Consider the following 24,133-nt stretch of genomic DNA (forward strand, 5'->3'; position numbering starts at 1 on the left):
GTGTGGGGTGGAGCGGGACTGGCTCATCCCATGAAGTGGCCGCCGTCCACGACGAGTTGCTGCCCGGTGAGGTAGGCGCTGCGGGTGGTCACCAGGTACTCCAGGGCGTCGGCCATGTCGTCCGTCGTGCCGAGCCTGCGGGCGGGGATGGTGCCGAGGACGGTGGCCAGCCGCTCCGGGTCGTCGAGGCCGTAGCGCTCGGTGACCTCCTCGGTGTCGGTGAAGCCGGGCAGCAGCGCGTTCACCCGGACGTGCGGGGCCAGTTCGAGGGCCAGGCACTTGGTGAGCTGGATCAGACCGGCTTTGCTGGCGCAGTAGTTGGCGCCGTTGCTGCGGGGGCGGATCGCCGTGGTGGAGGCGATGTTGACGATGCTGCCGCCACCCGCCTCCACCATCGCCGGCGCCAGGGCCCGGCTCAGGTGGAAGGGGCCGGACAGGTTGGTGGCCAGCACCGCGTCCCAGTCCTCGGCGGTCATGGACAGGAAGGGCCCGTCGCGGTTGACCCCGGCGTTGTTGACCAGCACGGCGGGCGCGCCGTACTCGGCGGTGATCCGGGCGCAGACCGCGTGGATCTCCTCGGGCCGGGTGAGGTCGCAGCGCAGTGCCGTGATCCGGCCGTCCCCGGCCTTCTCGGTCTGCTCGGCGGACCGGGCGTCACCGCGGTAGAGGGCGATCACCTCGTGCCCGAGTGCGGCGAGCCGCAGGCTCAGTGCGCGCCCGATGCCGCGGGTGCCCCCGCTGACCACGGAAACCGTCATGCCGACTCCCTGAACTGGCGTGTGAGCATGGTCAGTTGGCGACGAGGTCGCCGCGCATCAGACCGGAGCCCTCGGGCACCGCGGCCGGGTCGCCGCCGAGGTCGACGATGGTGTTCCGCTCGTCGACGAAGACCACGTGCGGCACGAAGCGGGCGGTCTCCTCGTCCGTCATGGCGGCGTACGCGATGATGATCACCCGGTCTCCGGGGCTGATGAGACGGGCGGCGGCGCCGTTGATGCCGATGACGCCGGAGCCGGCCGGGCCCTCGATGACGTAGGTGGACAGCCGGGAGCCGTTCTCGATGTCGACGATGTCGACCTTCTCGCCGGGCAGCAGGTCCGCGGCCTTCATCAGGTCGGAGTCGATGGTCAGCGAGCCGACGTAGTGCAGGTCGGCCTGGGTGACGGTGGCGCGGTGGATCTTGGACTTCATCAGGGTGCGGTACATGCGTCTTCCTCGGGTTCGGGTGTGACGTGGGCGGGGGGTGGGACGGGAGCCGGATCGAAGCGGCCGGATCAGGCGGCCGGATCGACACGGCGGGGCCGACGTGGCCGGGTCAGGCGGCCGGCCAGGTGGCGTAGCGGCGCATGCCGTACAGAAGTGGCGTCGCGTCGCTCGCGGGTACGTGGGTCTCGGTGTCCAGCACCTCGCCGATGACCAGCGTGTGGTCGTCGGCCGGGACGAGCCGGGCCACCCGGCACTCGGCGCTGGCGTGGGCGTCCTCGGCGAGGACGGGGAGGCCGGTGACCGGCCCGGGCCGCCAGGCGACCGAGCGGAAGCGCTCGGAGGCCGGCCCCGCGAACACCTCGGCCGCGCGGCGTCCCGCACCGTGCAGGAAGTTGACGGTGAAGGCGCCGCGGGCGGCGAGGATCGGCAGGGTGCTGCCGGTGTTGGCCACCGACACCAGGAGCTGCGGCGGGTCGAGGGAGAGGGAGCACAGGGCGGTGCAGGTGAAGCCGTACGGCGTGCCCTGCGCGTCGGCGGTGGTGATGACGGCGACGCCGCTGGGGTGCGAGCCCATCAGGGCCCGGAAGGCGTCGCGGGTGACGGCGGGCGCGTCCTGGACCGGGCTCACCACGCGAAGGCCCGGGCGTCGTAGAGGTTGACCCCGACGGCGGCCTTGCCCAGGTACTCCAGGCAGTCCTGCGGCTTGGCCGGCATCACGTGCGCGAAGGACGCCTCGCGGATCAGCCGCTCCAGGGGGTGGCTGCGGCTGACCGCGGCCGAGCCGCACAGCCGCAGCGCGTCCTGCGCGAGCTGCGGGCCGACCTCACCGACGACGTACTTGGCCGCGTGCACCATGGCGTTGGCCTCCAGGCTGCCGCGCTCGGCGGTGACCAGGTCACCGGCCTCGTGCACCAGCGCGCGGGCGGCCCGCAGCCGGGCCGACATGCGCCCCACCTCCTGCTGCACCACGGGCGATTGGGCCCGCTCGGCAGAGGCGGTGACATGGTCGACGGTGTGCCGGAAGAGAGCTTCGGCGATGCCGAGGTAGGCACCGGTGTATCCGGCGATCATCCAGTGCGGCTCGCGCACGACCTTGAACAGCGACATGCCCTCGACGCCCATGTAGAGCCGGGAGCGCGGCACCGGGACCTGGTCCAGGGTCATGGGGGCGGTGCTGGTGCCGTACATCGCGGACATGCGGTGGACGCTGCCGAAGCTGACGCCCGGGTCGTCCGCGGCGACGACGAAGTGCGAGACCTCGGCGGTGTCGTCGGCGGTGTCCTCGGCCACGGCCGCCACGACGTAGTAGTCGGCGGCGCCCGCCAGCGAGACGAACGACTTGTGCCCGGTCAGGATGTAGTGGGCGCCGTCGTCGGAGAGGCGGTAGCGGGTCCGCAGGCCGCGGAGCTTGGCGCCCCGGCCGGTCTCCGAGGTGGCGGAGGCGAACAGTTTGCGGCCGTGCACCACCTCGTCCAGCATCCAGGCGCGGAACGCGTCGGCGGCCGGGGAGAGACGGGTGCCGGCGGAGTCGGCGAGCGCGCCCATCACCACGTGGTGCATGTTCACGCCGAGGGCCGCGGCCCCGTTGTGCGCGCCGAGTTCGGCGAGCACGCGCCAGTAGTCGCCGAAGCCGAGTCCCGCGCCGCCCGCCTCCGCGGGGACGAGCAGGGCCAGCAGTCCGGATTCGCGCAGGATGCGGTAGGTCTCGTGGCCGTCGGCGTGCCCGGCGTCCACGTCGGCGGCGAGGGGGGCGAGCCGGGCGCCGGTCTCCGCGGCGAGTTTGAGCAGATCCTCGAGTTGGGTCGGCAGCGTCATCGATGTCCTTCGGTTCGGGTCTCGATCGGTCAGTTCTCGACCGGTAGGCCGAGTTGCCGTGCGACGCCCACGCGCAGCAGGTCGTTGGGGCCGGCGTAGGTGAGGGCCGCCATCGGGCTCGCCAGGTCGGCGGCCAGGTCGAAGTCGGGCAGGAAGGCCCGTACGCCGGACAGCGCGGTGGCGTGTTCGGTCAGCCGGACGTAGTCCTCGGCGACGGAGATCTTGGTGAGGGCGGCCTCGGCGGCGAGCTTGCGGGCCGGGATCCCGGCGTCGAGCCGGGCGGCCATCGCGTAGAGCTGGACGCGGGAGCGGTGCAGGGCCATGGCCATGTCGCTGACCCGGGCGGCGACCTGGTGGCTCGCGCCCATGCGGCGGCCGAAGTGCTCCCGCTGTGCGGCCCACTCGACGGTACGGGCCAGGGTGCGGCGCATCGGGCCGAGCGCGTAGCCGAGGATGACGGACCGCTCCCAGGCGGTGGTGGACGCCATCACCGCGAGACCGGACCCCTCCTCCCCCAGCAGCGCCCCCGGCCCCAACCGCACTCCCTCGAAGAGGAGTTCACCCATCGGCACGCTCGGCAGCGCGGTCTTGGTGAAGGACTCGCCGCGCCGGACGCCGGGCAGGTCGAGCGGGAACAGGAACGCGGAGAGCGCGAAGGGGGAGCGCCCTTCCGCGGTGCGGGCGAAGACGATCGCCCGGTCGGCGACGGGCGCGGCGGTGATGAAGGTCTTGGCGCCGTCCAGGACGAAGCCGTCGCCCTCCCGCCGGGCCCGCGTCGCCATGGAGAACGGGTCGCTGCCGCCGCCGCGCTCGGTCAGCGCGTGGCACAGCAGCACCTCACCGTCCTGGACGTCGGCGACCGCGCCCCAGGCGTCCGCGCCGAGGACGGCCCGCAGCGGGAACTGCATGCCGAAGATCTGCGAGGCCAGCGCGTAGCACAGCCCCGGATCGGCGCCCGCGAGCCCGAGGCCCTCGATCATGGCGAGCGAGCGGGTGACGGGGCCGGGCCCGGACGCGTCCGGGTCGGCGAGCCGCAGGACGCCGAGGCCGGCCATGGCCCGCCACTGGGCGAGGAAGTCGTCGCCCGCGGTCTTCTCCAGGACCGGCGCCGCCAGGTCCCGGTAGGTGTCGACGAGCCGCTCCGTCTCGGGCGGGCCGGAGCGCAGCGCCGCCAGGGCCGCCGCGGTCACTTGCCGCCCTCGGCTTCGAGACGCTCGATGGCGACCCAAAGGGCCTTGGGGCTGCGGAAGTTGGCGGCGACGATCTCGGTGTCGGGCAGGCTGATGCCGGCCTCGGCGTCGAGCGCCGAGACGATCTCCATGATCGCCAGCGAGTCGACCAGACCCATCTCCAGGAGCGGGGTGTCCGGGGTCAGGGACTGCGGGTCCTCGCCCCGTCCCCAGCTGATCCGGCGGGCGATGAGGGTGCAGAGGTCTTCGACGCTGTTCATGCGGGGATCTCCTCGATGAGTACGGGGCCGGTGGGGGTGGCGCCGGTGGGGGCGGCGCCGGGGTGTTCGGTGCCGGTGAGGACGGGGTCGCCGTCGTCACTCAGGGCACGGCGGTCGACCTTGCCGCTGGTGGTGGTGGGCAAGGTGGCGACCGGGACGATCCGGTCGGGCAGCATGCGCTTGGGCAGGACGTCGCGCAGCGCGGCCATGACCTCGCGCTCGGCCGCGCCGGTCTGCGCGTAGGCCCAGATCTGCCCCGCGTACGGGCCGTTCTTGGCGACGACCGCGGCGGTGGCGACCTGCGGCAGGTCGAGGACGGCGCTCTCCACGTCCATCAGGTCGATGCGGTGGCCGCGCCGCTTGACCTGGGAGTCGCGCCGGCCGCGCAGGAAGACGCGGCCGTCGGCGGTGATCCGCCCGATGTCGCCGCTGGCGTAGGCGCGGCGTGCCACGCCGTCGCGGAAGGTGACGGTGCGGGTGGGGTCGCTCGGCTCGCCGCCGCGCAGATAGCCCTGGAAGACGGTGGGTCCGGCGATGTGGATCTCACCCTCGCCGTCGGTGGGCCGGCCGTCCTCGTCGAGCACCTCGATGTGGACGCCGCCGATGCCGCGGCCGATGGTCAGCTCCTGGTCGGCGGTCCAGTCGGCGGGCACCCGGTAGTAGGTGCAGGCGTTCGTCTCGGTGGGCCCGTACAGGTTGTAGAAGGGGACGCCGTCGAGCAACTCCAGGTAGCGGGCCAGGAGTTCGGGTGCGAAGGCCTCGCCGCCGAAGGCCGCGACGCGCAGGTGCGCGGGCGGGTTGTCGGCGATGCCGCCCTGCTGGAGCATGCCGTGGTAGAGCGACGGCACGGCCACGAAGTGCGTGATGCGCTGTTCGGTCAGCCAGCCGACGACGTCGCGCGGGAAGGCGCGCAGCAGGTCCGGCATCAAGACCGTGCAGGCGCCCGCGGCGGCGGCGCTGAACAGGTCGAAGGTGGTCAGGTCGAAGGTGAGCGCGGCCTGGGAGCCGATCCGGTCGTCGGGGGTGAGCCCGAACTCGCGGGCGGCCCACAGGGCGTAGTGGGCGACGTTCTCGTGCGAGAGCAGGACGCCCTTGGGCCAGCCGGTGCTGCCCGAGGTGAACAGGATGTAGCCGCCGCGGTCGGTGGGGGCGGGCAGGGGTGCGGGCCGCTCCTCGGGGGCGAGCACGCTCAACCGGTGCAGGCCGTGGTCCAGGGCGCTTTCGTCGGCCGGTGCGCCGTCGCGGGCCCGGGCGGCGGCACGGTGGGCCCCGGCCAGGGCGCGGTCCGTGGTGAGCAGCAGGGAGAGCCCGGCGTTGCGGATCATGCGGGCCGTGCGCTCCGGCGGGTCGGCCACGTCCAGGGGCGCGGCCACCGCACCGGCCCGCAGGGCCGCGTACAGGGCGATGACGGTGGCGGGGGCCTTGGGCGCGTAGACCCCGACCCGGTCCCCGGGAGCCAGCCCGTCGGCGGTGAGCCGGTCGGCCAACTCCGTTACGGCGGAGTCCAGTTGGGCGTACGTCCAGCTCTGTCCCGCGCCTTCGACTGCGGTGCGCGCGGGGTGCAGGCGGGCGGACCGGGCCAGGAGGGCGTCCAGACGTACGGGGTGCTCCTCGGACGCCGGGGTGGCCGCGGGCGTGGCGGTGGGGGCGGTCATCGGGCGGCCTCCGCGGCGGGGACGCCGGTCGGGGCGGCGGCGGACGCGGGGGTGGAAGCAGCGGCGGATGCGGGGGCCGTGTGCTCGGCGAGGAAGTCGCATACGTTCTCGACGACGAGGTCGGGGCAGACCAGGTAGGGGTAGTGGTCGCAGCCCTCGGGCACCAGGCGCCGGAACGGGCCGCGCACCGCGCGTTCGACCGCGTCGACCTGGCCGAGCGAGCCGTACTCGTCCGCGTCGCCCTGGATCATCAGTACCGGCGCGGTCACATCGAGGTCGTTCTCGATGTTCCAGTCGCGGAACCCGGGTGAGAGCCAGACGCCGGACCAGCGGTCGAAGACCCCCCGGGGATCGTCGTGCACCAGGGCCAGCTTCTTGGCGAGCGGACCGGCCTCGTAGGAGGCTCGGGCGGCCTCGATGCCGAGACGGTTCTCCTCCTCGAAGTACATGTGCGGCCCCATCCCGACGACGGCCTCCACCGGGCGCACCGAGGCGTGCAGCAGGGCGATCGAGGCGCCGTCGCTGTGGCCGACCAGGACGGGACGCTCCACACCGAGGGCGTCGAGCAGGCCCGGCAGCACGTCCTGGGCGTGCTCGTGCATGTAGCGCGGGGTGCGCGGCAGCGGGTCGGGGCCGCTGCCTCCGTTGCCGTGCCGGGAGTAGACCAGGGCGCGGCGTCCGGTGGCGGCGGCGAGCCTGGCGGGAAAGCGTCCCCACGCGGCGACGCAGCCGAGTCCGCCGTGCAGGAAGACCAGCGGTGCCAGGTCCGGATCGCCGTCGAAGATGACGTGTTCCACCGGACCGTTGTATGTATCAATTACCGGCACATCAATATCTTTCTCGGTGATTACGGCAGCGGAACAGACATTCCGGAAGGGGTCGGCCGGAATTACGCCACGCCGAAGTACCGCGCGGCGCGGAGTTGAAATCCGCGTGGCCCGGACGGAAAGGTGGCGCAAATAGTTGAGAAGAGAACTTCCACAGGTGACGGAGGTCACCGCCGAAGAAGAGACGCGAGGCCGACACCTCGCCGGGGATCACGGCGCCCGGACGTCCGCCGACGCGGACGGCACGGGGCCGTTGTCCTAGCGACGACCCCTGGGGCGCCCGGGGATCCGGGCCGCAACGGTGCCCGGAGCACACGTCCGCGGCACAGAGCTGTCCCCCGTGGATTCTTTTGCTTTCGTTTTAACCGGTTTTGGCGCCAGCCCGGTTGACGGCGCGCACCAGTATTCACTCATGACGTACCCCCGTTTGAGTGCATGGCAGCACACCAGCAGTTCGCGAATGCCGGCCCTGCCGGTCATCCCGTCCGCTCGGTGACATCAAGCAGCCTATGCATACGATCGAGCCTTGAGAAATGACAGTGCGGAGCCACCTATAGGGTTGCCGAATGAATATAGATCTGCGTCACCTGAGATGCTTTCTGGCCGTCGCCGAGGAGGGTGGCTTCACCGCCGCCGGCCGCCGTCTGCACCTGGCCCAGCCCACCCTGACCCGCAACATCCGCACGCTGGAGGAGTCGTTGGGCGTGCGGCTCTTCGAACGCACCACGCGCCGCACGGAGTTGACCGACAAAGGGGCCGCCCTGCGCAGGAAGGTCACCCCCCTGCTGCGCCAGCTCGACGCGGCGCTGCGGGAGGTGCAGGAGGGGGAGACGCTGCGCATCGGGTTCAGCTGGGGACTGCCCGAGGGCTTATCGCGGATCGCCGCGCGGTTCGGCGAAGAGGCGGGCGTCACCGTCGAGTTCATCCGCTGCGACACCCCGCAGGCCGGGCTCGACACCGGGCAGGTGCACCTGGGCCTGCTGCGCTGTGCGGAGCTGCCGCCGGGGCTGCGCGGTGTGCTGCTGTGCGAGGAGCCCCGCATCGCGGCGGTGCCCGCGAGCTGGCGGCTGGCCGAGCGCACCGAACTCGACTGGTCGGAACTGGCCGAACTGCCCCTGATCATCAACACCGTGAGCGGCACCACGTTCCCCGACATGTGGCCGGACGGGAACCGGCCCGAGGTCGGGGCCGAGTGCCGCAACTTCGACGAGTGGCTGGAGCAGGTGGCGGTCGGCCTCGGCGTGGGCACGGCGCCCGTCTCCGCGGCCCGCCGCTACACCCACCCCTTCGTGCGGCTGGTCCCGCTCACGGGCGCGCCCAAGGTCCCCGCCTACCTCGCCCACCCCTCGCACGGCGCCCACCCCCAGGCCGCGCGCTTCGCCGACCACGCCTGGCGGGCGGCCGACGAACTGCAGCTCTAGTACGGCCATGACGAAGCCCGCCGCGGTCGCCCCGAGGCGCCCGCGGCGGGCCCGTCCCGTCACTGCCCGCCCGGGCCGCTACTCGGCGGTGTGGGTCGGGTAGACCTGGACGTCGGTGTACGCGCCCTTGATCGCGCCCGCGCCCGCCGGCCACTTCAGGCTGACCGTGTGGGTCTCGTTGGGCGGCGTCACCAGGAGGTTGGTCGGGTGCGCGAGGCTCTTGCCGCTCGGGTCGACGGTGTAGGCGAGGTCGAAGACCGCGGACTCGCCGGGCTTCAGGCTGGTGACGCGCGGCTGCGCGGGGCCGCGCTCGATGGGGTTCGAGGTGTGGTCGGCGTCCTTGATGTCGACCCCGGCGAAGCCCGTGGCCGAGCAGGTGGTCGAACCCCGGTTCACCATGGTCACGTTGATCCGGCCCTCGGTCGGGCCGGCCGCCGCGTAGCGGGCGTCGATGGCGAGGTCCTGCGTCGTGCAGGACCCGGACTTGCCACCGCCCGCGGACCCGCCCGATGCGCCGGTACCGGCGGCGGTGTTCTTGCCCGCGCTCGAACCGCCTTTGTCGCCACCGGACTTGCCGCCGCCACCCGACGTCGCACCGCCCCCGTCCGTGGTGGCGGCATCGCTCGACGGCGTGGCGGGCGCGGCCGTGGAGGCGGGGCTCTTGGCGGACGCGCCCGCGGCGGAGTCGTCGTTGCCGCCGCACGCGGTGAGCGAGAGGGTGGCGGCGAGGCCGAGGGCGGCGAGAGCGGCGGTGCGGGTGTACTTCACGGTGTTCCCCCAGGAGTGGCGGCGCGGTCCATGCGGTCTGAACCATTTGTAGTTCGCACCGAGTTACGAGCGGCTCCCCGGGAGGTCTTCGTTCTGTCACAGCCGCATCCGGCGCGCCGGACCTGCCCGGCCCCGCCGCGCAGGCCCGCCGCGACCAGCTCCGGCTCCGCGCCCTGCGTCCCCCGTACCGCTTCCTTCGGCATCAGCGCCGTCAGGGCCGGGGAGGTGACGGCCGTGGCGGTCAGGGCCATCAGGATCAGCATCGCGTACAGCTGGGGTCCTATCAGGCGCAGGTCAGGGCCAGGGTGCCCACGCGGGTGTGGGCCAGGTCGCGGTCGGTCAGGATGCGCGCGAGGACCGGGGGCGAGGGCGGGCGGGAAGAGGGTGGCCGCCCCCGTGGGCCACACACGGCCGAGCAGCGTCGGGCCGAGCAGGATGCCCGCGGCCATCTCCCCGATGACGGGGGGCTGGCCCAGCCGCCGGCACAGCGCTCCCCCCGCCCAGCATGCGAGGAGCACGAGGGGCAGGGAGAGCAGCAGTGCCGACAGGACGGACGGTCCGGTCACGGACTCAGCATCTTCAGCGGGCCGCCGTGCGTGACCTCGGCGACGCGCTCGGGCGTCAAACCGGCGTCTGCGTACGCCTTCTGACTCCACGTCAGCCAGTCAGGGATGTCCATCTGGGAGGGCTGCCCCAGGTCCGAGCTGTAAACGACGCGGGGCAGCAGGGACAGCACGTCCGCGAAGTCCGCCCGGTCCTGGTAGTCGAGGAGGCGGGTCAGCGCGGTCTGCTCGGTCCACACCTGTTCCGCCGCCGCCACCTCCACCAGGTCCTTGCAGCTGAGCCCGGTCATCGGGTTGGCGGGCTGGTTGAGCATCAGGCGCGGCACGTCCAGGCGTACGACCTCGTCGACGAGCAGCCGCACCTCGTGTCCGTCGGCGTGCCCGGTGGAGATGACCACCGGCAGATCCCGTGCCGCGCGCAGGAGTTCGGTGACCTCGGGGCGCAGCGCGCCGCTCTCGTCGGCGACGGTCAGCGCGGGCTGGCCGTCGGCGAGGAGCGGGTGGGAGGGGGTGCGGGTCAGACGGCTGCGGTGGGTGCGGCCGGTGACCGTGGGCAGGTGCACGATCAGGCGCAGCCCGCTGTCGTCGCCGTGCTGGATGACGGCCTGCTCCACGACCCGCGGGTCGAAGCCGCCCGCGAGCCGGTTCAGGACGATCGAGCCGGAGACCGGCAGGCCCTGCTGCCGGGCCTCCCACGCCTGGGCCGCGGTCGAGCCGAGGTGGTTCTTCAGGACGACCCAGCCACCGTGCTCGGCGTACAGCGCGCCGGCCGTGGCGGCGGTGTGGCGGCGCAGGAAGGCGTCCGGGCCCACGTGGTAGTGGACGTCGATGAAGCGGGACTCGGCCGCGGGCAGCGGGGCCGGCCCCGCGGTGGCGGCCGCCCCGGTGGGCTCAGCGCTGCTCATCCTCGCCGCCCTCCTCCCACGGCCGCGCGTAGCCGAACCGCGCCCGCGCCTCGTCCAGACGGGCGCCGCCGAGCGCGGCCTCGCGGATGCGGGACTCGGTGCGCTCGACCGCCTCGGCGCGGCGCACGACCTCCTCGACCAGGTCGGCCGGGATGCGCAGCGCCCCGTTGTCGTCGGCGAAGATCCAGTCGCCGGGGCGCACCGGGGTGCCGGCGACGTCGAGCTCGACGCCGGTACGGTCCAGGACCACCCGGTTCTTGCCGCTGACCATCGTCACATCGGTGCTGAACAGCGGGTATCCGGCGGTCCGCGTCTCCAGCACGTCGCGCACCGAGCCGTGCACGACCGTGCCGGCCACCTCGCGGTGCTGGGCGACGGAGCTGAGCAGCGAGCCCCAGTTGGTGCAGGTGCGGCTGCCGCCGTTGTCCACGACGACGACCGAGCCCGCCGGCACGTCGTCGATGTAGTTCGCGGCGTTGTGGAAGGTGGTGGCGTCGTCGATGGCGCGGTAGCGGACCGTGAAGGCGGGCCCGCAGGCGACGCTGCCGGGGGTGCGGGTGGCGATGCCGGGCAGCACGCACGGCGGGGTGCGCAGGCTGTCCATCGCGTCCGACAGGGCGGCCGTGTCCAGGCGGGACAGGCGCTCGCGCAGGGCGTCGGCTGCCACGGGGGCGGCGGTGGTCATGCGGTTTCCTCCGTGAGCGGGTGGGGGTGTGCGGTGAGGTGGCGGGCCAGCGACCAGGCGGCGAACTGGGCCGCGTACGCGGTGACTTCGGCGCCGCGGTTGGGCACGGTCAGCGTGTCGGTGTGCTCGCCGGACCCGTCGCGAACGGTGCGGACGAGGTCGAGCGTGCCGGTGTACTCCGTGCGCGAGCCGCCGTGCCAGACGCCGGACAGCGAGACGGCGAGGGTGCGGGCACCGTCGCTGGTGTCGCGCTCGCGGGCCAGTTCGGCCGCGAACACGCCCCCGGTGAGCCGGTCGTCCAGGTCGAGGACCAGGCCGCGCTCGTCCAGCAGCAGGGCGAGTTCCTGGACGGCGGTGTGGTCGCGGTCGGTGACGATGTGGCCGGCGAGGGCCAGGTCGAGGCGCTTGGCGAGGTCGTCGGCGGCCTCGGGCGGGCAGCCGAGCCGGACGTCGACGTACGGGTAGTGCCAGCGGTAGGCGGGCTTGACCGGCACACCGCTGTCCTTGACCAGCTCGTCCACCAGGGCCGCCGCGTCCGCCTCGATGATGCCGAGGGTGCGGCGGAAGACGGTCGTCACCTCGGGCGGCTCGGGCAGGTGCGGCAGACCGTCGCGCAGGACCGCCTCCAGCATCGGCAGGCATTCGCGCGGCGGCCCGGGGAGCATGATCACCGTGCTGCCCTGGGACTCGGTGCGGCAGCCCCAGGCGGTGCCGTTGGCGTTGGGCAGCAGATCGGCGCCCTCGGCGAACAGCGCCTGGCGGCGGTTGTCGTCGTGGATGGCGACCTGGAAGCGGGTGAGGCGTTCCACGACGCCCTGCCACGCCTCCTCGCGGTGTTCGAGGGGGCGGCCGAGCGCACGGGCCACCCCGCCGCGGGTCACGTCGTCGGAGGTCGGGCCGAGCCCGCCCATGACCACGATCACGTCGTCGCGGCCGATGGAGGGGCTGATGGCGTCGGCGATGGTGGCCTCGTCGTCGCCGATGGTGTGCCGCACCCGGACCGGGACGCCGCGCTCGCCGAGCATCCGCGAGGCGTTGGCGGCGTTGGAGTCCTCCAGGTCGCCGCGCAGCAGTTCGTCGCCGATGGTGATGACGGCCGCGGTCGGGGTGTGGGGCACCTCGCGGCAGGCGTCGATGACGGCCCGCGCCGCCTCGCCGGTGCTCGCGGAGCCCCCGAGGTCGTAGGTGACCCGGTCGCGCCGGCGCGTGACGTGGCGCACCGCGTCCTGGATGTTGGCGGCCTCGTCCGGGAAGCCGAGGTGTTCCAGCATCAGACCGATGGTGAGGAACGCGGCCACCGGGTTGGCACGCCCGCGTCCGGCCATCGCCGGGGCGCTGCCGTGCACCGGCTCGAAGTAGTTGCCGTGCTCGCCGATGTTGGCACTGGGCGCGAGGCCGAGTCCGCCCATGACACCGCCGCCGAGGTCGGAGAGGATGTCGCCGAACATGTTCTCGGCCACGATCACGCCGAAGCGCTCCGGGCGGCGGGCCATCCACAGGGCCACCGCGTCCACGTTGAGGACCTCGAAGGGGATCTCCGGGTAGTCGGCGGCGACGGCTTCCAGGCGCTCCAGGACGTAGGCGCTGCTGTGGCGCAGGACGTTGGGCTTGTCGGCGAGGGTGACCCGCTCGTAGCCGTGGGCCCTCGCGGTCTCGAAGGCGAACCGCAGGATGCGGTCGAGACCGTGCGAGGTCTGGAGCCGGACGCTGGCGGTGGCACCGTCGCGGCCGCTGCGCCGGACGTTGGGGTGCTCGGCCACCAGCGGCCACATCTCGTCCGGTACGTGGTTCCAGTCCAGGCCCGCGTACAGGCCCTCGGTGTTCTCGCGGACCACGCAGAAGCGGTACGGGGTGCCGCCGCCGAGGTAGTTCTCCACCGGCCGCAGATTGGCGAACAGGTCCAGACGCTGGCGGAGTTGGATGATCGGCGAGATGTACTGCGGGTCGGTGGCGCGCAGTTCGGGGCTCAGGTCGGCCAGCGCCTCGCGGCGCGGCTTGCTGGTGGTGGCGCCGAGCAGCACGGCGTCACTGCGGCCGATCAGGTCCCAGGTGCGGTCGGGGACGGGGTTGGCCTCGGTGCGCCAGCAGTCCCAGCCGATGTCACCGAATGCGAGGTCGATGGGCAGGCCGAGGGCGTCGATCACCGGCAGCGCGGCGTCCAGGACCTCGGGCCCGATTCCGTCGCCGGGCAGGACTGCGACGGTCTTGCGGTTCATGATTCTTCAGCTCCCAGGAAGCGGGCGATGGTGCCCCGGGTGAGGGCGGCCTGGTCGGCGTGCGGGCGCATGCCGGCCCCGGGGATGCCCACGAGGTGGTGGTCGGGGCGGGGGCCGGTGGCCAGATGGTGGCGCCGCACGAGCAGCGACTGTTCGCCGTACACGTGCAGCAGGGGTCCGGGGAAGCCGCGGACGGGCTCCCGGGCGTCGGCGTCGTGCAGCAGGCGCAGTCCGGCGGCGAGCCGCACACCCGCCAACTGCTCGTCCAGGGACGGCGGTTGGACCGGCCCGGTGTTTTGCGCGGTGTCCTGCGCGGTGTTCTGCGCGGTGTTCTGCGCGGTGTTCTGCGCGGTGTTCTGCGCGGTGTTCTGCTCGGTGTTCTGCTCGGCGGCGGGACGCGGGCCCGGCCCCCGGACGACCTCGTCCAGCAGCCCGAGGGCCGCGGCGAGGCCCCGGCCGGTGACGGCGGCGGCGATGCGTTCGAGGGTGGTGTTCAGTTCGTCGTCGGCGACGGTGGGCCCGGACAGCAGCACCACCCGGGAGCGGTGCGTCCACTCCCGGTCGAGCAGCGCCTGGACGACGGCGCCGCCCAGTGCGTTTCCGGCCAGCACGCTGGGGGCGGCGTCACCGCCACCCGCCTCGTCGGCGGCGGGGCCGCCCGGTGCGAGGTACTGGCCCCAGCGGTCCACGAGCGCCTTCAGGTCGTCGCCCTCGCGCAGCAGCGACAGGGTGTCGTAGACCGTGATGCGGTGCCCGTCGGCGAGCAGCGGCTCGGCGACGTGCCGGAAGAACGCACCCTGGTCCCAGCGGGGCATGACGGGCGCGAGGACGACCGCGTGGCGCGGCGCGCCGCGGTCGCCCAGGACGGCGCGGGCCGGAGCCGGCGCGCTGGTGCGCGCCGGCTCCGGGTGCGGGGGACGCGAGGTCACCTGGCGCCCGCCGCGGTGAGCTCGCGGGCCGCCGAGAAGGCGTCGGCGATCCGGTCCACGGGGAGCTTGGCGCGCTCCTCGACGGACAGGTCGAAGTGGCCGAGCACCAGGTCGGGCAGCGGCAGCGACGGCGCGGCCTCCGCGATCTCGGACTCCATGCGGTGCGCGAGGCTGAGGATGCGGCCGAGGTCGTACGCCTCGGTGCCGGCGCGCCGTCCGAGGTAGGCGAGCCACTGCTCGGTCACCAGGTTGCCCGGACCCTTGCCCATACCGAGGACCGAGGAGTCGATCCAGGTGGCTCCCGCGTCGATGGCCGCGATGGCGTTGGCCAGCGCGAGACCCAGGTTGTTGTGGGCGTGCAGACCGATGGCCGCGTCGGTCACCGACCGCACCAGGGTGACCAGTTGGGACACCTCGCCCGGGTGCATGCTGCCGTTGGAGTCGGCCAGGTAGACCACGTCCGCGCCGGCGTCGCCGGACATCGCGGCGAGGTCGACCAGACGGCGTCTGGCCAGCTGGCTCACCCGGGTGATGTTGACCGTGGTGGTGAAGCCGAGCTCGGCGGCCCGGGAGAGCAGTTCGAGCCCGGGCTCGGGCGTCGCGGAGGGAAGGCAGAACCGCAGGAGGCGGGCGCCCGCCTCGTACATGCTGCCGAGGTCGTCCTCGGTGATGTTCTTCGGGTGCAGGATCATGCAGAGGCGCTCGGGCGGGACCACCTCGGCGACCGCCCGTATGTACTCGTCCGCCCCCGTGCCGGTGCGGCCGAGGCCGGGCTTGGTCTTGAACGACCCGTTGCGGTAGCCGATCTCGACCCACTCCATGCCGGCCGCGACGCTCTCCCGGGCGTGGTGGAGCGCGTAGTCCAGCGGGAAGTCGAAGTTGTTGCGGTAGCCCCCGTCGCGCAGCGTTACATCAAGATTGACGATCATTACCCCTCCAGGCATGAGTTGGCAGGGCGACAGGTGGCATGTGAATCCGTCGTGACACGACGAATTGATGGAGAGTTAACTCGCTGTTGTTTTGGCGGGACTCCCACCAGGCCATATCAAAAATCACCCCGTTTACGAACTTGGCGATTCCACAGCCGGACGCCCATCAGCCGGAAAGAACATCGGCGGGACACCGGGCTGGAAGCTCGTTGCTCAGAACGTATCGCACCGTCGCCACCAAAAGCTAATGAGAAGGCAAAGAATCCGCCAAGCAGGCGGCCTCAACCCTCGCCCGCAACCTTTCGTCGAACCTGTCTACTTGCAGCCGTCAACAACTCAAGACGTGCGGGGTCGGCGTTTTCCTGCAGGGCGAGAAACATACGGATAGTGATCGGCTCCCCGTTAAGGGGGAGCAGCGCGATGCGGCGCGAGGACACCGTGTTGGTCGCCGTCGGGTACACCAGGGTCCAGCCGGAGCCGCCCGCGCCGATGTCGGCCAGGGTGTCCTGGAGCCGCGCCGAGGGCGGCCCGAGGAGCGGCTCGAAACCGGCCGCCCGGCACGCCGCGACGACCGTGTCGAACAGCACCGGATTCTCCCCGCGCCCGGCGATGCGCAACGGAAGTTCGGCCAGATCGGCCAGATCCAGGCGCTCACGTTCGGCCAACGGGTGCGCGGCGGGCAGCGCGACCACGAGCGGGTCGTACCAGAGCGTGAGAAGCAGCAGGCCAGGAGCGCGCTCGATGCCCCGGATGAAGGCGGCGTCCAGGCGCCCGGCACGTACCTCCTCCAGCCGCGTGTGGGCGTCCAGGGTCTGGAACTCGAAGCGGGTGTCGGCCCCGTGGCGCGGCAGCGCGTCCAGGAAGTCGTCCAGGCGCTGACCGAGGGCGGAGCTGATCCCGACGCGGAAGGTGGCCGCGCTCTGGGCCGCGAGCCGCTGTGCCTTGGAGGCGAAGGAGTCCAGCGCCTTCAGCAGTTCGCGGCCCTCGGGCAGCAGGGCCCGGCCGACCGGCGTGAGGGTCACGGTGCGGCTGGAACGGTCGAAGAGCTGGGTGCCCAGCTCCCGTTCCAGACGGCGCACCTGCTGACTCACGGCCGGCTGGCCTATGTGCAGGCGTTCGGCCGCGCGGCCGAAATGCAGCTCCTCGGCCACCGCCACGAAGTACTGAATCTGGCGTAATTCCACAGGATCCCCCCTATCGCTGGGGCGACCCCTTTCATTGAAAGTGCAACCTTCGGTGTCTGAGGGATCGCCACGACGGAGGAATCCTCGCACACCGACGAGCGGCACCTGCCACCGGGAGGGCCGCTCTGTCGGTAAAGGAGTTTTGTTTACCTCGGGAATTTATTTACTCTGCGGTAGCTTTCTGGAAATCCACGGCACGATCGTTGGTAATGCGAATTTCCCGGTCGAGCGCCTGCTCGCGGGCGGTCTGCCGGGCGGCCAGCGAAAGGAAGAGGGCGAACGCGGCGATTCCCACCGAGGCGGCCCCGAGGACGAACCAGCCGAGCGCGAAGAGGTCGCCCGCGGGCAGCCGGCTCGAAAGGAAGATGCCGAGCGAGGCGGCGAGCAGCTGGAGCGCGCCCATGAGGCCGGACGCGGCGCCGGCCGTCGCGCGGAAGGTCGTCACGCCCGCGCTCATCGACAGCGGGAGCAGGAAGCCGTTACCGAAGGTCATCACCGGCATGAAGACGAGGACCAGGAGGCCCCACCGCCCGCCGGCCCCGCTCAGGCCGAGGCCGACCATCATCAGCGCGCCGAGCAGGAAGAACCCGTGGCCCATCCAGAGCAGCTGGTTGACGGGCCGCTTGCGCACCAGGGTGCGCGAGGTGAGGTTGCCCGCCACATAGGCGATCGAGACGGTGATGTAGCAGTAGCTGGTGGTCTCGGTGGCCAGGCCCATCTTCTCGAAGACCAGCGGGGAGGCGGCCAGGTAGCCGAAGTAACCGCCGTACGCCACCGCCAGGTTGAGGGTGTAGGCCCAGAACAGGGGGCGGGTCAGCAGCTTCGGATAGTTGCGCAGCGTGGCGCCCAGGTGCTTGCTGCGGCGCTCGGGCGGCAGGCTCTCGGGGATGGAGGTGACCATCACCACCAGCGTCGCGAGCCCGATCAGGGCGGTCACCACGAAGGGCGCGCGCCAGGAGACGTACGTCGTCAGATAGCCGCCGACCAGCGGAGCGATGGACGGCGAGACGCCCACGATCGGCATGACCGTGGCGAACATCCGGGCCGCGTCCTTCTCCTCGTACAGGTCGCTGATCACGGCACGGCCGAGCACCATGCCCGAGCCGGCGCCGAGTGCCTGCAGGAGGCGGCCGGCGCCGAACACCTCGACGGTGGGCGCCGCCGCGCAGATCAGGGAGGCCACCACGAACAGGCCGAGCCCGGAGACGATGACGTGCTTGCGCCCGTAGGCGTCCGAGATCGGCCCGTAGATCGCCTGCGAGACCGCGATGCCGATCATGAAGGCGCTGAACGTCCACTGCACGGACGCGACCGGGGTGTCGAAGGCGTGCGCGGTGGCCGGCACGCCCGGCAGGTTGATGTCGGAGGCGAACAGGCCACCGGCGTTCAGCGAGCACAGGACGGCGAGCAACAGCGCGTAGGGAGTGCGTGTTGATGCGGTCTTCATGGCAACTGGCAACTTCCTCGGTGTGGGGAGGGGACTGGCGGTTTTCAGCCGGCCGGCGCCGTCACCTGGGCGATTTCCGCCCCGGCGAGCCGGCCGAACGTGAGCGCGCGCAGCACCGAGGTCGCCCCCGGGTAGCGGCTGTAGTAGAGGCCGGCGGTCTCGCCGACGGCGTACAGGCCGTCGATGGGCGTGCCCGCCGGTGTCAGCACCCGCGACCGGGCGTCGGTCCGCAGCCCGCCGAAGGTGAAGGTGATGGCGCAGTGCACCGGCCAGGCCATGAAGGGCCCGGTGTCGAGCTCCACGGCCCAGTTGGACTTGGGCGGCACCAGGCCGACGGTGTGCTTGCCGTCCAGACGCGTCGGGTCGTAGGGCACGGAAGGCCGGCAGGCGTCGTTGAACCGGGCCACGGTCCAGCACAGTTCGTCGGGGGCGATGTCCAGCTTGCGCGCCAGCTCGTCGATGGTCGGCGCGGTGATCGGGTCCTTGTCCGTGAGCAGCGACCGCTCGTGGCCCTCGATCCCCGTCAGCTTGGAGTCGCAGATCAGGTACGCCGACTGGCGGGCCTCCCGCCAGATCCGGTAGGCCACTTCCTCGAACGTGTTGTCCGGGGTGTCCGAACCCTCGTCCAGGAAGCGGCGCCCGTCGGAGTTGACGAGGATCCCGTAGGGGTAGGCCATCACGAGGGCCTCGGCCTGGTGGCTGCGCGGGTCCACGGGCTCGCCGTGGAAGCGGTCGTACTGTCCGCTGCGCGCGGCGCCCACCGCCACCGCCATCTCGATGCCCTCGCCCTTGTTGTGCTTGCCGCCGGGCGCGATGGGGCGCAACTCCCGTCCGGTGGGGCCGATGTGACGGTCCAACAGGTCCGGGTTGCCCTGGAAGCCGCCGCAGGCGAGCACGACGCGGCGGGCGGCGATGTGCCGCAGCCTGCCGCCCTCGCGCACCTCCACGCCGTTGACCGCGCCCAGCGCGTCGGTGCTCAGGGCCGTGGCCCGCACTCCGTAGGCGATCGAACCGCCCAGGCGTTCAAGGGACTTGGCGAGCTTGTCCACCAGGCTCGCGCCGCCGCCGGCCGGCATGAGCCGCGGGCCGCGGGCGGTGACGAAGTAGGTCGGCCGGGTCTCGAACTCCACCCCGTGGTGCTCGGCGAGCCAGCGCACGGTGGGCGCGGCGCTGCGGCTGAGCTCCGCGATGTAGTCGGCGTCCGACTGCCCCTCGCTCAGCTCGTGCATCCGGCTCTCGAAGTCGTCGGCCGGAGTGCCGTCCGCGGCGAGCCGGAAGAACGAGCCGGTCCAGGTGGTGTTCCCACCGCGGTTGTACCGGCTGGAGCGCTCCAGGACCAGGACCCGGCTGCCCGGGGCGTTCTCGGCGAAGCTGACCGCCGTCGCGAGGCCGCCCGCACCGCACCCCACGACCAGCAGATCCAGGGGACCCGCGGTGTCGGCTGCGGTGTCGGCTGACGGGACGGCGGTGTCAAGCACGTCGCTCACGACGGCTCATCTCCTGTTCGGGGTGGGGCCAAGGGGCGGCCTGGGCGACCGGGTTCTGGTGCGGGGGGGCGCCTCCGGGCCCGGCCCGGGCGGCCGGGTGCGGAGGCGAGGAGGCCGTTTCCGGGCCGGAACGGGGGAATCACGGCCCGGAAACGGCGGCTGCGGGGCCCGCGCGTCAGGCCTGCGGCCCGACGGGGCCTCGGGTCACTTGGCCGCTGCGGCGGCGCGGGCGGCGAGGGTGTCGCCGGCGATCGACCAGCTGTCGGTGGCGATCTCCTGCACGGTCACCCAGACGCTCTCCGGCTTGCTGCCGGTCGCCTTCACATACGCGTCGGTCAGCTCGCGGACCAGCTCGGCCTTCTGCTCGGCGGTCTTGCCGGGGGTCTGCTGCACGTGGATGAGAGGCATGGTGTTCTCCGCTGGATCGAGGTGGAACGGCTGAGGCGCGCTCCCTCTGGCCGGGGGAACCGCCGTGGATCCAGTCCAACACCGGGCCGTGCGCCGTCCAAGACGCAATCCGATCTGACACCGATCACGAATCGTGATGCGTGAGGGGGGGGGCGGGCCGCGGGAGGGTACGGCCTGCTCATGACGGGCCGGCCGACGTGAGGGGGCGGCCCGTTCATGGCGCGCGGCCCGTTCATGGCGCGGGGTCAGATCCTGCGTACGGCGACGAGCGCCGCGAGGCCCATGGCGGTCAGGCACACCACGACCACACCCGTCCACCCCGCGCCGTGGTACGCGGAGGCGGCCAGGGTGCCGCCGACGCTGTTGGCGACGTAGTAGATCGTCAGGTAGACGGCGGACGCCTGGGCGCGGCCGGTGGTCGCGGTGGCGCTCACCGAGCTGGAGGCGATCACATGGCCGGTGAAGAACCCCGCCGTGATCAGGACCAGACCCGCCACGATCGCGGCGACGCTGTCGGCCACGGTCACCAGGACGCCCGCCGAGGCCACCACGATGCCGCCGTACAGGGCGGTGCGCCGGTCGAAGCGCTCGGCGATCCGGCCGACGCGGGCCGAGGTCACCGTGCCGACGAGGTAGATCAGGAAGAACGCGCCGATCACGCCCTCCGGCAGATGGAAGGGCGCGGCCGACAGGCGGTAGCCGAGCACCGTGAACACCGCGCCGAAGACCACCATGAACAGCGCGCCGAGGACGTAGAGCCGTAACAGGAGCGGGGTGCGCAGATGGCCCCCCACCGTGCGGGCCACGGCGCGCGGATGGATGGGCGCGGCGCGGAAGTGGGCGGCCTTCGGCACGGTGACGCGGAAGACCACCGCGCAGCACAGCGCGATGACACCGAGCACCCCGAGCGAGACCCGCCAGCTGCTCCACTGCGCGACGAGACCCGCCACGAACCGCGAGCTCATCCCGCCGATGCTGTTGCCGGCCAGGTACAGGCCGATCGCCGAGGACACCGCCGCGGGCGAGACCTCCTCGGCGAGGTAGGCCATGGCGGTGGCCGGCAGCCCCGCGAGCGCCACGCCCTGCAGGGCGCGCAGCGCGATGAACGGGCCGAGGCCGGTCACGAACGGCAGCACCAGACCGATCACCGCGGCGGTGAACACGGAGGCCGTCATGACCCGGGTGCGGCCGTACTTCTCCGACAGCGCGCTCAGCGGCAGCAGCGCGAACGCGATGGCGGCGGTGGTCGCCGAGACGGTGAGGCTGGCCTCGGCCGGGGTGATCCGCAGCTCGTCGGAGATCTCGGGCAGCAGTCCCTGGGTGACGTACAGGAGCAGGAACACGGCCACACCGGCGGCGAACAGCGCGGTGATGGCACGGCGGTAGGCGGGGTCGCCGGGGGCGAGCCGTGCGCCGCCGGTCGCGGGCGTCACGGGCGAGGGGGCGCCGGCCCCCGTAGTTGTCTTCACCATGCCCGTCACGCTAGGAAGGGGCCCCAGATGCGTCCAATGACGTCATAATGCGCCGCTGATGCGTATCCGCATGAGAGGAGGTGGGCGCGTGTCCCAGACCGCCGACGAGCCGGTCAACTCGCCCGCGCCCGGCCGCGTTTCCCTGTCCCCGGACTCCGCCGCGCTGCTCCTGTCCCCCGCGCTCACCCAGTTCGTCGCCGTCGCGCGGGGTGAGCACGTGAGCCGGGCGGCGGCCGAACTGGGGCTCCCGCAGCCGACGTTGAGCCGTACCGTCGCACGCCTCGAAGCCGGGCTCGGAGTGCAGTTGCTGTCCCGGCACGGCCGCAGCGTCCGGCTCACGCCCGCCGGCCGCACCCTGCTCGACCACGCCGAACGCGCCCTGGCGCACGCCGAACGCGGGGGCGCGGCGGTGCGGGAGGACGCCGATCCGGACAGCGGCCGGATCGCGTTCGGCTTCCCGCACACCCTCGGTCCGTCCACCGTGCCCGATCTGCTGCGCGAGTTCAGCGAGCGCCGGCCGCGCATCCGCTTCCAGCTGATGCAGGACTACGGCGCCGCACTGCTGTCCCGGCTGCGTACCGGCGAGCTCGACCTCACGCTGATCTCACCGGCTCCCGACGAGCGCGACGTCATCGCGCGCCGGGTCCACCGGCAGCGGCTGCGCCTGGTGGTGCCGGCGGGCCACGCGCTGGCCGGGCGCCGGCGGGCACGCCTGGCGGAGGTGCGCGAGGACGCCTTCGTCTGCCTGCCCGCGGGGTACGGGCTGCGCCAGATCACCGACCGGCTGTGCGCGGCCGCCGGGTTCACGCCGCGGATCGCCTTCGAGGGCGAGGAGGTGGAGACGCTGCGCGGTCTGGTGGCCGCCGGGCTCGGGGTGGCGCTGCTGCCGGCTCCGGCGGTGCCGCGGCCCGGCGTCGTCGAGCTCGGGCTCGACGGGCCGGGCGCGGTCCGCGACATCGCCCTGATCTGGATCCGGGGGCGCCAGGAGAGCGCCCCCGTCGCCGAGTTCAGGCGATTCCTGCTGGCTCAGCGAGACCGTCTGCTGCGCGACTGACGGCCACCGGCGGCTCCGCCCGCACCTCCTCCAGGTCGCGGCCCGCCGTCTCCCGTCCCTTGAGCGCGATGGCGAGGGTGGCCAGGGCCATCGGGGCCGCCGCGCACAGCGCGATGACCCGCATGCCGGGGTAGTGCGCGAGCAGCAGCCCGATGAGCGGCGGCGCGAAGAGCCCGCCGGTCTTGCTGCAGGCCGCCACATAGCCGCCGGCCGCGCCCCGCACGTCGGTCGGGTAGATCTCGGCGGCGTACGGGGCGAGCGTGGCGATCACGCCGCTGGTGCCGACGAGGAGCAGCGCGAGCGGCAGATAGCTGCCGAGGCCCGCGTCGGCCCGGCCGAGTGCGGCGAGGGCGAGCAGCGCGAGGACGGTCACCGCGCCGGACAGGACCATGGTGCGGCGGCTGCTCCAGCGGGCGTAGAGGTAGGCCACCAGGGCCGTGCCGGGGATGGCCAGGAGCGAGGACAGCGGCAGCACCCGGCCGCCGGCCGCCTTGCCCATGAGGGTGGGCAGGAAGGTCATGAACCCCCAGTTGACCACCGACCAGGAGAGCGCGTACGCCCCGACCACCAGGGACTTGACGAGCATCCGCCGCCCGAAGAGCGCCGCGAGCGCGCCCTCCTTGGCCTGCGGGGCCGGTGCCCCGGAGACCGGCCGCGCCGCACCGCCGCCGCCCGGACCCGTGGCGTCCGCCGGCGCTCCGTCCGGCCCGGCCGGCAGTCCGTCGTCGACCAGCACCATCCGGTAGTCGGCGACGATCCGCTCGGCCTCGGTGATGCGCCCGTACCGCAGCAGGAAGCGCGGGGACTCGGGGATCCAGCGGTTCACCAGGACGATCGCGACGGCGAACGGGAAGTGCACCAGCCACATCACGCGCCAGCCGAACACGGGGATCATCAGGGCGGCGAGCGCGCTGGTGAAGAAGTACGCGGCGACCGTGGCCAGGCCCGCCTGGAGCACCATGATGACGCTGCGCTGGCGGGTCGGCATCGACTCCGCCATCAGCGCGTAGGCGACGGGCAGCAGCCCGCCGGCCGCGGCCCCCATCCCGACGCACATCACGATGTTCCACGCGAAGGTCGGCATCACCGCGCACACGGTGGTCGTGATGAACATCAGCGAGGACAGCAGGATGGTGGCGCGCCGCCCGAGCCGGTCGGCGAGCCAGCCCCAGACGATGGAGCCGATGATGGTGCCGGCCAGCGCCCCGACCGGCAGCCAGGCCGCCTCGGGGGCGCTGATCCCGTACTCCTCGCGCATGCCGGGAATGATGAACGCGAGGGTGGCGGGCTTCATCACGTCGATGATGAGAGCGAGTGAGATCGCCGCGATCAGCCGCCGGTGGGCGGGGCTCAGCCGGTCCTGCGGGCCGGGCACGACGCGGTAGCGGCCGGCCCGCGAGGCGGCCTCGTCGGACGGGCGGTGCCGCACGAGGCCGTAGACCGCGGCGACCAGGCCCACGACCAGCAGGACCATCCCGGCCACCATGGCGGCCGAGGAACCCGCCCCCATGCCGTCCATGCCGCTGCCCGGCATGGGGTGGCCGGACATGGCGGACCCGGACATGTCCATGCCCGCCATGTCGTGGTCCCTCGCGCGCATGGCGAAGTACATCGGCAGGTGGAGCAGCACCCCGGCGCAGGAGAGCACCACACCGGTCCAGAACCAGCCGGGGCGCGCGATGTCGACGCGTGTGTCCGTACGGGACATGGTG

22 protein-coding genes are annotated in these 24,133 nt (G+C 72.6%); 2 read left to right on the forward strand and 20 right to left on the reverse strand.

The window, feature by feature from the left end; all coding sequences use genetic code 11:
- Window positions 1-23 precede the first annotated feature (23 nt).
- From ACGF3I_RS26415 to ACGF3I_RS26450, 8 genes are all read right to left on the reverse strand, one after another.
- Window positions 24-758, reverse strand: a complete 735-nt coding sequence (locus tag ACGF3I_RS26415; RefSeq protein WP_393136123.1) for an SDR family NAD(P)-dependent oxidoreductase — start codon at window positions 756-758, stop codon at window positions 24-26.
- Window positions 759-789: 31 nt separating this feature from the next.
- Window positions 790-1,206 (reverse strand): aspartate 1-decarboxylase, encoded by a 417-nt coding sequence (gene panD / locus ACGF3I_RS26420; protein ID WP_393136125.1) that lies wholly within the window; start codon window positions 1,204-1,206, stop codon window positions 790-792.
- A gap of 109 nt (window positions 1,207-1,315) precedes the next feature.
- Window positions 1,316-1,834, reverse strand: a complete 519-nt coding sequence (locus ACGF3I_RS26425; RefSeq protein WP_393136127.1) for a flavin reductase family protein — start codon at window positions 1,832-1,834, stop codon at window positions 1,316-1,318.
- Entirely contained in the window at window positions 1,831-3,021 is a 1,191-nt protein-coding gene (locus ACGF3I_RS26430; protein WP_393136129.1) for an acyl-CoA dehydrogenase family protein, read from the reverse strand. The genes ACGF3I_RS26425 and ACGF3I_RS26430 overlap by 4 nt, the downstream gene beginning before the upstream one ends.
- A 29-nt stretch (window positions 3,022-3,050) precedes the next feature.
- On the reverse strand, window positions 3,051-4,211 hold the full coding sequence (locus ACGF3I_RS26435) for an acyl-CoA dehydrogenase family protein (protein ID WP_393136131.1): 1,161 nt from the start codon (window positions 4,209-4,211) through the stop codon (window positions 3,051-3,053).
- Window positions 4,208-4,471, reverse strand: coding sequence for an acyl carrier protein (locus ACGF3I_RS26440; protein WP_393136133.1), 264 nt, complete (start codon window positions 4,469-4,471; stop codon window positions 4,208-4,210). The genes ACGF3I_RS26435 and ACGF3I_RS26440 overlap by 4 nt, the downstream gene beginning before the upstream one ends.
- Entirely contained in the window at window positions 4,468-6,126 is a 1,659-nt protein-coding gene (locus ACGF3I_RS26445) for an amino acid adenylation domain-containing protein (RefSeq protein WP_393136135.1), read from the reverse strand. The genes ACGF3I_RS26440 and ACGF3I_RS26445 overlap by 4 nt, the downstream gene beginning before the upstream one ends.
- Entirely contained in the window at window positions 6,123-6,923 is an 801-nt protein-coding gene (locus ACGF3I_RS26450; RefSeq protein WP_393136137.1) for an alpha/beta fold hydrolase, read from the reverse strand. Before ACGF3I_RS26450 ends, ACGF3I_RS26445 begins: the two co-directional genes overlap by 4 nt.
- A gap of 596 nt (window positions 6,924-7,519) precedes the next feature.
- Here ACGF3I_RS26450 and ACGF3I_RS26455 point away from each other — a divergent pair.
- Window positions 7,520-8,374, forward strand: a complete 855-nt coding sequence (locus ACGF3I_RS26455; RefSeq protein WP_393136139.1) for a LysR family transcriptional regulator — start codon at window positions 7,520-7,522, stop codon at window positions 8,372-8,374.
- A 78-nt stretch (window positions 8,375-8,452) separates the two neighbouring features.
- Here ACGF3I_RS26455 and ACGF3I_RS26460 read toward each other — a convergent pair whose 3' ends face one another.
- From ACGF3I_RS26460 to ACGF3I_RS26510, 11 genes are all read right to left on the reverse strand, one after another.
- A complete protein-coding gene (locus ACGF3I_RS26460; protein ID WP_393136141.1) occupies window positions 8,453-9,142 on the reverse strand; it encodes a DUF4232 domain-containing protein in 690 nt (229 codons plus the stop codon).
- A gap of 562 nt (window positions 9,143-9,704) precedes the next feature.
- Window positions 9,705-10,610 (reverse strand): DUF6282 family protein, encoded by a 906-nt coding sequence (locus tag ACGF3I_RS26465; protein ID WP_393136143.1) that lies wholly within the window; start codon window positions 10,608-10,610, stop codon window positions 9,705-9,707.
- Complete coding sequence (locus ACGF3I_RS26470; protein WP_393136145.1) at window positions 10,597-11,295, reverse strand: RraA family protein; 699 nt, start codon at window positions 11,293-11,295, stop codon at window positions 10,597-10,599. Before ACGF3I_RS26470 ends, ACGF3I_RS26465 begins: the two co-directional genes overlap by 14 nt.
- Window positions 11,292-13,511, reverse strand: coding sequence for an isocitrate/isopropylmalate family dehydrogenase (locus ACGF3I_RS26475; protein ID WP_393136147.1), 2,220 nt, complete (start codon window positions 13,509-13,511; stop codon window positions 11,292-11,294). Before ACGF3I_RS26475 ends, ACGF3I_RS26470 begins: the two co-directional genes overlap by 4 nt.
- Window positions 13,508-14,440, reverse strand: a complete 933-nt coding sequence (locus tag ACGF3I_RS26480) for an alpha/beta fold hydrolase (protein ID WP_393136149.1) — start codon at window positions 14,438-14,440, stop codon at window positions 13,508-13,510. Before ACGF3I_RS26480 ends, ACGF3I_RS26475 begins: the two co-directional genes overlap by 4 nt.
- Window positions 14,437-15,369 carry a hypothetical protein gene (locus tag ACGF3I_RS26485; protein WP_393136151.1) on the reverse strand — a complete coding sequence of 311 codons (933 nt, stop codon included), beginning with the start codon at window positions 15,367-15,369 and terminating at the stop codon, window positions 14,437-14,439. Before ACGF3I_RS26485 ends, ACGF3I_RS26480 begins: the two co-directional genes overlap by 4 nt.
- Window positions 15,370-15,650: 281 nt before the next feature.
- Window positions 15,651-16,553: a LysR family transcriptional regulator gene (locus tag ACGF3I_RS26490; protein WP_393136153.1), complete on the reverse strand. Its 903-nt coding sequence runs from the start codon at window positions 16,551-16,553 to the stop codon at window positions 15,651-15,653.
- Between the two features lie 163 nt (window positions 16,554-16,716).
- The gene (locus ACGF3I_RS26495) at window positions 16,717-18,000 is read right to left on the reverse strand and encodes a multidrug effflux MFS transporter (RefSeq protein WP_393136155.1); all 1,284 of its coding nucleotides are present in this window, start codon (window positions 17,998-18,000) and stop codon (window positions 16,717-16,719) included.
- A gap of 44 nt (window positions 18,001-18,044) precedes the next feature.
- Window positions 18,045-19,487 carry an FAD-binding protein gene (locus tag ACGF3I_RS26500; protein ID WP_393136157.1) on the reverse strand — a complete coding sequence of 481 codons (1,443 nt, stop codon included), beginning with the start codon at window positions 19,485-19,487 and terminating at the stop codon, window positions 18,045-18,047.
- Window positions 19,488-19,691: 204 nt separating this feature from the next.
- Window positions 19,692-19,895: a 4-oxalocrotonate tautomerase family protein gene (locus tag ACGF3I_RS26505; protein WP_164265867.1), complete on the reverse strand. Its 204-nt coding sequence runs from the start codon at window positions 19,893-19,895 to the stop codon at window positions 19,692-19,694.
- 245 nt (window positions 19,896-20,140) lie between these two features.
- Entirely contained in the window at window positions 20,141-21,367 is a 1,227-nt protein-coding gene (locus ACGF3I_RS26510; protein ID WP_393136160.1) for an MFS transporter, read from the reverse strand.
- A gap of 70 nt (window positions 21,368-21,437) precedes the next feature.
- On the opposite strand from ACGF3I_RS26510, the gene ACGF3I_RS26515 reads away from it, so the two are divergent.
- On the forward strand, window positions 21,438-22,421 hold the full coding sequence (locus tag ACGF3I_RS26515; RefSeq protein WP_393136212.1) for a LysR substrate-binding domain-containing protein: 984 nt from the start codon (window positions 21,438-21,440) through the stop codon (window positions 22,419-22,421).
- Here the strand turns inward: ACGF3I_RS26515 and ACGF3I_RS26520 are convergent.
- Window positions 22,375-24,129, reverse strand: a complete 1,755-nt coding sequence (locus tag ACGF3I_RS26520; protein ID WP_393136162.1) for an MFS transporter — start codon at window positions 24,127-24,129, stop codon at window positions 22,375-22,377. The two genes, ACGF3I_RS26515 and ACGF3I_RS26520, sit on opposite strands and share 47 nt — an antisense overlap.
- Window positions 24,130-24,133 lie beyond the last annotated feature (4 nt).

The sequence above is a fragment of the Streptomyces sp. NPDC048111 genome, from assembly GCF_043202815.1.
Taxonomy (GTDB): Bacteria; Actinomycetota; Actinomycetes; order Streptomycetales; family Streptomycetaceae; genus Streptomyces.

Coding starts and splice junctions, on each gene's coding strand:
- ACGF3I_RS26415 (WP_393136123.1), bottom strand. CDS start 758: ATGACGGTTTCCGTGGTCAGCGGGGGCACCCGCGGCATCGGGCGCGCA.
- panD (WP_393136125.1), bottom strand. CDS start 1,206: ATGTACCGCACCCTGATGAAGTCCAAGATCCACCGCGCCACCGTCACC.
- ACGF3I_RS26430 (WP_393136129.1), bottom strand. CDS start 3,021: ATGACGCTGCCGACCCAACTCGAGGATCTGCTCAAACTCGCCGCGGAG.
- ACGF3I_RS26440 (WP_393136133.1), bottom strand. CDS start 4,471: ATGAACAGCGTCGAAGACCTCTGCACCCTCATCGCCCGCCGGATCAGC.
- ACGF3I_RS26445 (WP_393136135.1), bottom strand. CDS start 6,126: ATGACCGCCCCCACCGCCACGCCCGCGGCCACCCCGGCGTCCGAGGAG.
- ACGF3I_RS26455 (WP_393136139.1), top strand. CDS start 7,520: ATGAATATAGATCTGCGTCACCTGAGATGCTTTCTGGCCGTCGCCGAG.
- ACGF3I_RS26465 (WP_393136143.1), bottom strand. CDS start 10,610: ATGAGCAGCGCTGAGCCCACCGGGGCGGCCGCCACCGCGGGGCCGGCC.
- ACGF3I_RS26470 (WP_393136145.1), bottom strand. CDS start 11,295: ATGACCACCGCCGCCCCCGTGGCAGCCGACGCCCTGCGCGAGCGCCTG.
- ACGF3I_RS26475 (WP_393136147.1), bottom strand. CDS start 13,511: ATGAACCGCAAGACCGTCGCAGTCCTGCCCGGCGACGGAATCGGGCCC.
- ACGF3I_RS26485 (WP_393136151.1), bottom strand. CDS start 15,369: ATGATCGTCAATCTTGATGTAACGCTGCGCGACGGGGGCTACCGCAAC.
- ACGF3I_RS26495 (WP_393136155.1), bottom strand. CDS start 18,000: ATGAAGACCGCATCAACACGCACTCCCTACGCGCTGTTGCTCGCCGTC.
- ACGF3I_RS26505 (WP_164265867.1), bottom strand. CDS start 19,895: ATGCCTCTCATCCACGTGCAGCAGACCCCCGGCAAGACCGCCGAGCAG.
- ACGF3I_RS26510 (WP_393136160.1), bottom strand. CDS start 21,367: ATGGTGAAGACAACTACGGGGGCCGGCGCCCCCTCGCCCGTGACGCCC.
- ACGF3I_RS26515 (WP_393136212.1), top strand. CDS start 21,438: ATGAGAGGAGGTGGGCGCGTGTCCCAGACCGCCGACGAGCCGGTCAAC.
- ACGF3I_RS26520 (WP_393136162.1), bottom strand. CDS start 24,129: ATGTCCCGTACGGACACACGCGTCGACATCGCGCGCCCCGGCTGGTTC.